Source organism: Streptomyces sp. DvalAA-14, assembly GCF_900091855.1.
Lineage (GTDB): Bacteria > Actinomycetota > Actinomycetes > Streptomycetales > Streptomycetaceae > Actinacidiphila.
Genome location: NZ_FMCH01000168.1, coordinates 1 through 8,587 on the forward strand (window position 1 = coordinate 1; position 8,587 = coordinate 8,587).

Genomic DNA, 8,587 nt, shown 5'->3' on the forward strand with positions numbered 1-8,587 from the left:
TCCTATCCCGGCTCCGCCCCGGCCGCCATCGGGGAGCGGCCGGTGGAGGGCCTGGTGGGGCGCCTGGTGGAAGGGCCCGGCGCGGGCCGGGGGTGGCCGCGGGTTCGAGTCCCGTCACTCCTGCACGGTGAGGATGATCTTGCCGAGGTTGGCGCGGTCCTCCAGGCGCCGGTGCGCGCGGGACGCCTCGTGCAGCGGGAAGGCCGACTCGATCGGGATCCGGAAGGTGCCGTCCGCGACCGCTTCGGCGACGGTGCGCAGATCGGGTCGGGGATCGTAGCCGTGCTCGATCAGGCCGGTGAGCTGGAAGCCGTGGATGGAGACGTTCTTGGGGTAGAAGTCGCGGGTGTCGACGGTGCTGGGCCGCAGCGCCACGTTGGACAGGGCGACCACCCGGCCGGCGAAGGCGGTCTGGCGCAGGCTGTGGGCGAAGACGTCGCCGCCGACCGTGTCGAGCACCAGGTCCGCGCCGGCGCCGCCGGTCAGCCGCAGCACCTCGTCGACGGCCGCGTCACCGGGGAAGGCGGAGCTGTCCACCGTGTGGTGGGCGCCGAACCCGGCCACCCAGGCCGTCTTGGCCGGTGAACCCGCCACCGCGATCACCCGGGCGCCGGCCGCCGCCGCTATCTGGACCGCCGCGCTGCCGACTCCACTGGCCGCGGCCTGCACGACGACGGTCCGGCCCGCGGCGAGCCCGCCCAAGCGGTGCAGGCAGTACCAGGCGCTCAGCCAGGCGATCGGCAGGCCCGCCGCGGACGCCAGATCCACCCCGTCCGGCAGCGCGGTCACCCGCTCGGCGGGCACGGCCGCCAACTCGGCGTAGAAGCCGGGGCTGTTCGCGGCGCCCTGCGCCATCACCCGCTGCCCGGCGGTGATGTCCGCGACGCCCTCCCCCACCGCGACCACGGTGCCCGACGCCTCCAGCCCGGGGATCAGCGGCGGCTTTCCGGCCCGGTGGTAGGTGCCGGCGCGGGTCAGCGCGTCCGCCCGGTTCACCCCCGCGGCCGCGATCCGGATCAGGACCTCACCCGGTCCCGCCACCGGGTCGGGCAGCTCGACCGGGGTCAGGACCTCGGGTCCGCCGAACGCGTCGATCCGTATCGCTCGCATGTGCCACCTGTTCCTGCGCCGGGGCCGGTTGATCCGGCGCCCACCTTCCGACACCGTATGAACCGGTGTCAAGTGCTACCGTCGTGGGGTGACCAGCGAATCCGCCGCGCGCCGCGCCGCCGAACCGGCCGGACCGGCTGACCCGTGGGGCCGGTCGAGCGGGAGGAGCCCGACGCGTCCGAGGAGGCGGGGGGAGTCCGGGGGCCGTTCCGGTTCGTCGGCGGGCGGCCCTGCCTGGATTTCGTGGCGACCCTCGGCAAACGCCGCACCGCGCCCACCGAGCGGCTGCCCGACCCGGCCGCCCTCGCCCGCTGGTTCCGGCTGGCCGGTCTGCGCGGCGACGGCGAACCGCCGCTGACCGAGGGAGACCGTGGCGGCGGCCCGGGAGCTGCGCGAGGCGCTGTACCGCCTGGTGGTGGACACCGTGGCCGCCCGGGCCCCGCGGCGCGCCGACGTCGAGGCCGTCAACGAGGCCGCCGCCGGTCCCGACCTGGTGCCACGGCTCGCCGAGGACGGCGGGGGCCTGTCCCTGCGCCGGCCGGCCGGTCCCGGCGGGGGCGGCGCCGCGCTGGCCACCGTCGCCCGGGACGCGGTGACGCTGCTCGGCGGTCCACTGGCCGGGCGGGTCAAGGAATGCGGGAATCCCGGCTGCTCGCTGCTCTTCCTCGACGACTCGCAGGCCCGGCGCCGGCGCTGGTGCTCGATGGACCGCTGCGGCAACCTCGCCAAGATCGCCGGCTACCGCACCCGCGCCCGCCGCCCGTGACGGCCCGCTCGCCCGGCGGTCGAGAGGCCGGTGGCGACCGGGTGGCAGGAGCGTGCCGCCGGCCTTGACAGCCCCTGCCGATGCTGATTCTTTAGGCGTGACGTCGCACCGAACGATCGGTCGGTCGGTGCGGGCGACGAGTGCGAGGGAGATCGTCATGGGCGGCGGGGCGGCGCGGACAGGGACGGCCGGACCGGTGCCGGCCGAACTGCTTGATCCGGCGGAGCGGTTGGGCCCCGAGGAGCTGCGCGCCCTGCAACTCAAGCGGCTCCAGAGCACCTTGCGGCTCGCCTACGACCATGTCGAGGTGTACCGGCGCAAGTTCGACGCCGCGGGGGTGAGTCCCGACGACTGCCGCGAGCTGGCCGACCTGGCCCGCTTCCCGTTCACGACCAAGGCGGATCTGCGGGACGCGTACCCGTTCGGGATGTTCGCCGTGCCGATGTCCCAGGTGCGGCGGCTGCACGCCTCCAGCGGCACCACCGGCAGGCCCACCGTGGTCGGTTACACCGAGGCGGATCTGTCCCTGTGGGCCGACGTGGTGGCCCGTTCGATCCGCGCCGCGGGCGGCCGGCCCGGTCACAAGGTCCATGTCGCCTATGGCTACGGGCTGTTCACCGGCGGCCTCGGCGCGCACTACGGCGCCGAGCGGGCCGGCTGCACGGTCATCCCCGCCTCCGGGGGCATGACGGCGCGGCAGGTGCGCATCATCCAGGACTTCGCACCCGAGATCATCATGATCACCCCCTCCTACATGCTCACCCTGCTTGACGAGTTCGAGCGGCAGGGCGTCGACCCGCGCAGCACCTCGCTGCGCGTCGGGATCTTCGGGGCGGAGCCGTGGACCGAGGGCATGCGGACGGAGATCGAGCAGCGGCTGGGCATCGACGCGGTCGACATCTACGGGCTCTCCGAGGTGATCGGCCCGGGGGTGGCGCAGGAGTGCGTGGAGACCAAGGACGGGCTGCACATCTGGGAGGACCACTTCTATCCGGAGGTGGTCGATCCGCTCACCGACGAGGTGATGCCGCAGGGCGCGGGGGGCGAACTGGTGCTCACCGCGCTGACCAAGGAGGCGATGCCGGTGATCCGCTACCGCACCCGGGATCTCACCCGGCTGCTGCCGGGCACCGCACGGCCCGCCTTCCGGCGGATGGAGAAGATCAGCGGCCGCTGCGACGACATGATCATCCTGCGCGGCGTCAATGTCTTTCCGAGCCAGGTCGAGGAGATCGTGCTGCGCACGCCGGGGGTGGCGCCGCACTTCCGGATCGAGCTGAGCCGGCGCGGGCGGCTGGACCACATGGCGGTCTTCGCCGAGGCCCGCGCGGGAGCGGGCGCCGAGCAGCGGGCGGGCGCGGCGGCGGCGATCGCCCGGGGCGTCAAGGACGGCGTGGGCGTCTCCGTCGAGGTGACCGTGGTGGACCCGGAGACCCTGGAGCGGTCGGTCGGCAAGATCCAGCGGGTCAAGGACCTGCGCCCCCGGGACTGACGACGGCGGCCGGGCGTGCGGGCCGGATGTCCGCCCGCGCGCCCGGCCGTACCGGCCGCTGTCGCGACCGCGTCCGCCGTGGTCCCGAGATGTCCGTCAGTCGATGGTGACCGGACCGTCCGTCCGGCCGCCGCGCCCGTCGTTCGAGGCCGCCTGTCCGCGCAGCGCTATCTCGCTGCCCGACTCCGAGGCGTCGCCGTTGAGGTTCTTGCGGACCGAGTCGAGGATGGTCAGGCCCTGGCTGACCAGGCCGGCCGCGATCTCGCTGAGGCCGTCGGCGCCGTTGAGCACATTAACGTTGGCGCCGGCCAGGCCGCCCGCGGCCTCCTTGACGATCAGCGGCAGCTGGTCGATGAGCATCCGGTCCAGCGCCACCCGGTCGTGCGAGGCCGCCGCGGCGGCCTGGATGCGCATCCGCTCCGCGTCGGCGACGGCCAGCACCCTGATCCGCTCGGCCTCGGCCTCGGCCGGCTTGACGATCTCGGCGACCAGCTGCTGCTGGCGCAGCTCCGCCTGGCGCAGCGCCAGCTCGGTCTGGGCGGCGAGCACCTCCTGCTGGGCGTGCGCCTGGGCCAGCGGACCGGCCTGCGCGGACTCGGCCTGGGCCCGGTCCACCTCGGCGTTGTACTGGGCCTGCACGACCGCGGTCTGCCGCGCGTACTCGGCCTGGTTGCGGGCGGCGGCCTGCTGCGCCTCGGCGGACGCCTGGGTGGCCTGCGCCTGGGCGATCTGCGCCTGCCGCTGGATGGCGGCCTTGTGCGGCGCGGACATCGCCTCGATGTAGCCGGTGGCGCCGTCGTCGATGGACTGGATCTGCAGTGAGTCGACGGTCAGACCGATCTTGGCCATTTCCGTCTTGGAGGTCTCCAGCACCTCGGTGGCGAGCTTCTGCCGCTCGGTGACGATCTCCTCGACCGTCATCGAGCCGATGATGGACCGCAGATGGCCGGCGAAGATGCGGCCGGTGAGCACCGACATCTGGTCCTGGTCGGACAGGAAGCGCTGGCCGGCGTTGACAATGCTCTCGTGGTCGTTGCCGACCTTGAAGGCGATGACAGCGGTGACACTCAGCGCGATGCCCTGCCGGGTGACACAGGTCTCCGCGACCTCGGCCTCGCACATCGCCAGGGTGAGGAAACGGGTCTTGCGGAAGACGGGCGGCACGAACTTGCCGTGGCCGGTCACCACCCGGAACGGCGCACCCCCCAGACCCTCGTCGACCGCCCGAGATCAGCATCGCCTCATCGGGTGCGGGAACGCGATAACCGAACATCCTTCGTCTCCTTCGTGTGCGCGGCTCAGTCGGCCGGCACTTCCAGCGGGTCTGCCCACGCGATGACGTCCACCTGCCGGGCGCCGCGGGATTCCACCACGAGCACCGTCGAACCTCGCGGCAGGGGCTCGTCGGACCAGGCGAGGAAGGCCTCGGAGCCGCCCCGGATCCGGACCAGGACCTCACCGGGTCCGGCCACCCCCCGGGTGCCGATGATCAATTCCCCGGCGCAGCCGATCACGGCGTCGTCCCGTGCCATCGACGGCCGCCCCCTCGTCGTCGTCCGTGCCGAATAGTTCGACATGACCATCCTCCCACCTGGAAACGCTCCCCGGTCGGGGCTGTCCTTACGGAATACGCGCGCTGCGCGCCGCCGGTTCCCGCCCCGGGCCCGACCCGGGCGGCCGTTGGAGGGGCGGGCGGGGCCTTGGCGGGCGGCCCGGCCGGGGCGGCGCCCGTCACCGGCAGGAATTCGGCCACCGGTTCGGCGCGTGTACGTCGCCCGCTCGTGCCAGGGTATGCGCAGGCAGATGCACTGGCAGGAGGTTGGATGTTCCGGGGCTTCACGACACCCCTGACGGGTCGGACCGAGCACGAGCGCACCACGGTGGCCTCGGCGTGGGCGTACATCCGCACCGAGACAGGCAGCGCCGCGGTGCTGCTGGCGGCCACGGTGGCTGCGCTGATCTGGGTGAACACCGCGCCGGGCAGCTACGAGACGGCATGGCACACCCACCTGTCGATCCGGGTGGGCCACCACGGCGTCGACCTGGACATGCGGGACTGGGTGAACAGCGGCTTGATGACGTTGTTCTTCCTCGTGGTGGGGCTGGAGGCCCGCCGCGAGTTCGACCTGGGCGAACTGCGCGACCGGCGCCGTATCCCGCTGCCGCTGCTGGCCGGGATCTGCGGCATGGTGGTGCCGGTCCTGATCTACCTGCTGGTGAACTCCGGCACGTCCACGGAGCACGGCTGGGGCGTCGCGATGTCCACCGACACCGCGTTCGCGCTGGGCATGCTGGCACTGCTCGGCTCGCGCTTCCCGCGCCGGCTGCACACCTTCATCCTGACCGTGGCGGTGGTGGACGACTTCGTGGCGCTGGCGGTGATCGCGGTGGCCTACAGCGACCACATCTCCTGGACCCCGCTGCTGGTGGGGGTGGGCGTGCTGGTGGTCGTCGCGATCGTGCGCAGCTCCGGGGTGCGGCGCGGCCTGGTGTACGGGGCGCTGGGCATCGTGGCGTGGGTGGCGTTCCTGCACTCCGGCGTGGACCCGCTGGTGGTCGGCCTGGTCTTCGGCATGATGTCGTACGCCTACCAGGCCTCCCGCGACGACCTGGAACGGGCCACCGGGCTGTTCCGCTCCTTCCGCGAGCAGCCGACCGCGGACCTGGAGCGGGAGGCCCGGCTCGGCATCGCCTCGGCGCTGTCGCCGAACGACCGGCTGCAGCGGATCTGGCACCCGTGGACGAGTTACGTCATCGTGCCGCTGTTCGCACTCGCCAACGCGGGCATCGCGATCAACGGCACACTGCTGGGCGAGGCGTTCAGCTCGCGGATCACGCTGGGCATCCTGCTCGGCTACGGCCTGGGCAAGCCGATCGCCATCTACGGGGCGTCGGCGATCAGTACCCGGCTGAGCCGGGGCCGGCTGCGGCCGCCGGTCGGCTGGGGCGCGGTGCTGGGCGGCGGCACCATCGCCGGCATCGGCTTCACCGTGTCCCTGCTGATCGCGACCCTCGCCTTCCACGGCCGGCAGCTGGACCAGGCCAAGATCGGGGTGCTGAGCGCGGTGGTCTTCGCCATGCTCGCCACCACGGTGGTGGCCCTGGTCATCGAGCGGCTGCCGGAAGCGCGGCGGGCGCGGGCGCTGCTGGGCACCGCCCAGTCGGTGGTGGACCTGGCCGACCCGGTGGACCCGGAGCGCGACCACATCCGCGGGGCGCTGGACGCCCCGGTGACGGTGGTGGAGTACGGCGATTTCGAGTGCCCCTACTGCGGGCAGGCCGAGGACGTGGTGCGGGAGTTGCTCGCCGACTTCGGCGACGTGCGCTATGTGTGGCGGCATCTGCCGCTGTCCGATGTGCATCCGCACGCCCAGCTCGCGGCCGAGGCGTCGGAGGCGGCGGCCCTGCAGGGGAAGTTCTGGGAGATGCACGACGAGTTGATGGCGCACCAGGACGCGCTGAACGTCAAGGCCTGCTGCGGTACGCCGCGCAGGTCGGCTTGGACGTGGACGAGTTCCAGCAGGCGCTGCGGTCGCACGCGGGCAGGGAGCGGGTGATACGGGACGTGGAGTCGGCGGACGAGAGCGGGGTGTCGGGCACGCCCACCTTCTTCGTCAACGGCCGCCGCCACCACGGGGCCTACGACATCGCGAGCCTTTCGGCGGCGGTGACGGCGGCCAAGGACCGGGTGCTGCTGGTGGAGCGCGGCGAGCGGCAGAGCAGGTGGCGGGGCCGGCGGCGCAACGGCTGACGCCCGGTGGCCGGCGCCGGCCCGCCCGCGGGCGCGATGTCGCGGGCCGGCCTCCGGCGCGCCCCTTCGGGCGCCGGACCGTACCCCGCGGTCGCTTTCACTGCTTCAGGGTGCGCACGACCCGCGGCACCTCGGATGCCTGCTGGCCGCCGCTGGCCACCATCCGGATCTCGCCGTCCGCGCTGATCTCCGCGCGCACGATGCCGGTCTCGTCCTCGTAGATCGGCGCCCCGCCCGATCCGGCCTGCTCGGTGCGGTGGACGGCCACCGTGTCGTCACCTTCCTCGGCGACGTCGAAGACGAGCTCGTAACTTTCCGGGTACTCCATGCGTGCCTCCCGACAGGTGGTGCGGACCTCGCGCCGCACCTCCCCCTTCCGCTGGGCTTTCGCCGGACCTATCCATAATGCCCCGGCGCGGGCGTTGCCGCCCACCTCAGGCCAGCGGTGACACACGGTGATCACGGCAGCGGGGCGGCGGTGCTGCGGAAGCGCGCCCGGTAGACGGTGGGCGGTATGCCGAGGGTCTGCTGGAAGGTGCGGCGCATCGACTCGGCGGACCCGAAGCCGGATCGCTCGGCCACCGTGTCCACCGGTTCATTGCCCGCTTCGAGCAGTACCTGGGCGGCCTCCAGGCGGACCGATTCCACGTACTGGCCGGGTGTCATCCCGGTCTCGGTGCGGAACAGCCGGCTCAGGTGGCGCGGGCTGATCCCGGCCTGGCGGGCCAGCAGGTCGACGGAGCCGGCGGTGGCCGGATCGGCGCCGACGGCGTCCATCACCTGCCGCAGCACCGGGTGCCGGGCCTCGCGCGGCGCCAGGCGGGCGCTGAACTGCGACTGGCCGGCCGGTCTGGCCATGAAGACCACGAGCTGCCGGGCGACTGCCCGGGCCAGGTCCGGGCCGTGGTCCTCCTCGACGAGGGCGAGCGCGAGGTCGATACCGGCGGTGACCCCGGCCGAGGTGAACAGCGTGCCGTCCCGGACGAACACCGGGTCCGGCTCGACGCTCACCCGCGGATAGCGGCCGGCCAGCTCGGCGGCGAGCTGCCAGTGGGTGGCCGCCCGGCGCCCGTCGAGCAGGCCGGCCTCGGCGAGCAGGAAGGCGCCCGCGCACACCGAGGCGGTCCGGTCCGAACGCGCGGACAGCGATGTCACCCGGCCGATCAGCTCCCGGTCGGCCACCGCCGCCCGCCAGTCCGGCCGGCCGGGCACCACCAGGGTGCCGAGCCGGGCCGGCAGCTCGTCCACCCGCGCGTCGACGCCGACCCGCACGCCTGCGGACGTGACGATGTCGGCGCCGGTCGCGGAGACGATCCGCAGGTCGTAGCGGGCGCCGTGGGCGTTGGCGGTGGTGAACACCTCGGCCGGTCCGGTCACGTCGAGGAGTTGCACCGCGTCGAAGGCGAGCAGGGCTACCAGGTGCCGGCGGCCCGGCGGGCGGCCGCCCGGGCGCGGCACGGCGGGGCCG

Annotated in this window: 6 protein-coding genes and 2 pseudogenes; 3 read left to right on the forward strand and 5 right to left on the reverse strand. The window is 73.5% G+C overall.

All coding sequences use genetic code 11. From position 1 onward, the window contains the following. Window positions 1-114 precede the first annotated feature (114 nt). A complete protein-coding gene (locus tag GA0115240_RS08220) occupies window positions 115-1,110 on the reverse strand; it encodes a quinone oxidoreductase family protein (protein WP_093735995.1) in 996 nt (331 codons plus the stop codon). A 370-nt stretch (window positions 1,111-1,480) separates the two neighbouring features. On the opposite strand from GA0115240_RS08220, the gene GA0115240_RS37910 reads away from it, so the two are divergent. Then, on the forward strand, window positions 1,481-1,876 hold the full coding sequence (locus GA0115240_RS37910) for a CGNR zinc finger domain-containing protein (RefSeq protein WP_256069606.1): 396 nt from the start codon (window positions 1,481-1,483) through the stop codon (window positions 1,874-1,876). 157 nt (window positions 1,877-2,033) lie between these two features. Beyond that, the gene (gene paaK / locus GA0115240_RS08230) at window positions 2,034-3,368 is read left to right on the forward strand and encodes a phenylacetate--CoA ligase PaaK (protein ID WP_093735996.1); all 1,335 of its coding nucleotides are present in this window, start codon (window positions 2,034-2,036) and stop codon (window positions 3,366-3,368) included. A 96-nt stretch (window positions 3,369-3,464) separates the two neighbouring features. On the opposite strand, the pseudogene GA0115240_RS08235 reads toward paaK, so the two are convergent. Both GA0115240_RS08235 and GA0115240_RS08240 read right to left on the reverse strand, forming a co-directional pair. Further along, window positions 3,465-4,641 (reverse strand): annotated as a pseudogene (locus GA0115240_RS08235) (SPFH domain-containing protein). Window positions 4,642-4,666: 25 nt separating this feature from the next. Further along, window positions 4,667-4,900: a hypothetical protein gene (locus GA0115240_RS08240; protein ID WP_093735997.1), complete on the reverse strand. Its 234-nt coding sequence runs from the start codon at window positions 4,898-4,900 to the stop codon at window positions 4,667-4,669. Between the two features lie 291 nt (window positions 4,901-5,191). Here GA0115240_RS08240 and nhaA point away from each other — a divergent pair. After that, window positions 5,192-7,119: pseudogene (gene nhaA / locus GA0115240_RS08245) on the forward strand (Na+/H+ antiporter NhaA). A 97-nt stretch (window positions 7,120-7,216) separates the two neighbouring features. On the opposite strand, the gene GA0115240_RS08250 reads toward nhaA, so the two are convergent. Both GA0115240_RS08250 and GA0115240_RS08255 read right to left on the reverse strand, forming a co-directional pair. Next, a complete protein-coding gene (locus GA0115240_RS08250; protein ID WP_093735998.1) occupies window positions 7,217-7,447 on the reverse strand; it encodes a DUF6296 family protein in 231 nt (76 codons plus the stop codon). Window positions 7,448-7,578: 131 nt separating this feature from the next. Continuing rightward, window positions 7,579-8,577, reverse strand: coding sequence for a helix-turn-helix domain-containing protein (locus tag GA0115240_RS08255; protein ID WP_093735999.1), 999 nt, complete (start codon window positions 8,575-8,577; stop codon window positions 7,579-7,581). Window positions 8,578-8,587: the final 10 nt, after the last annotated feature.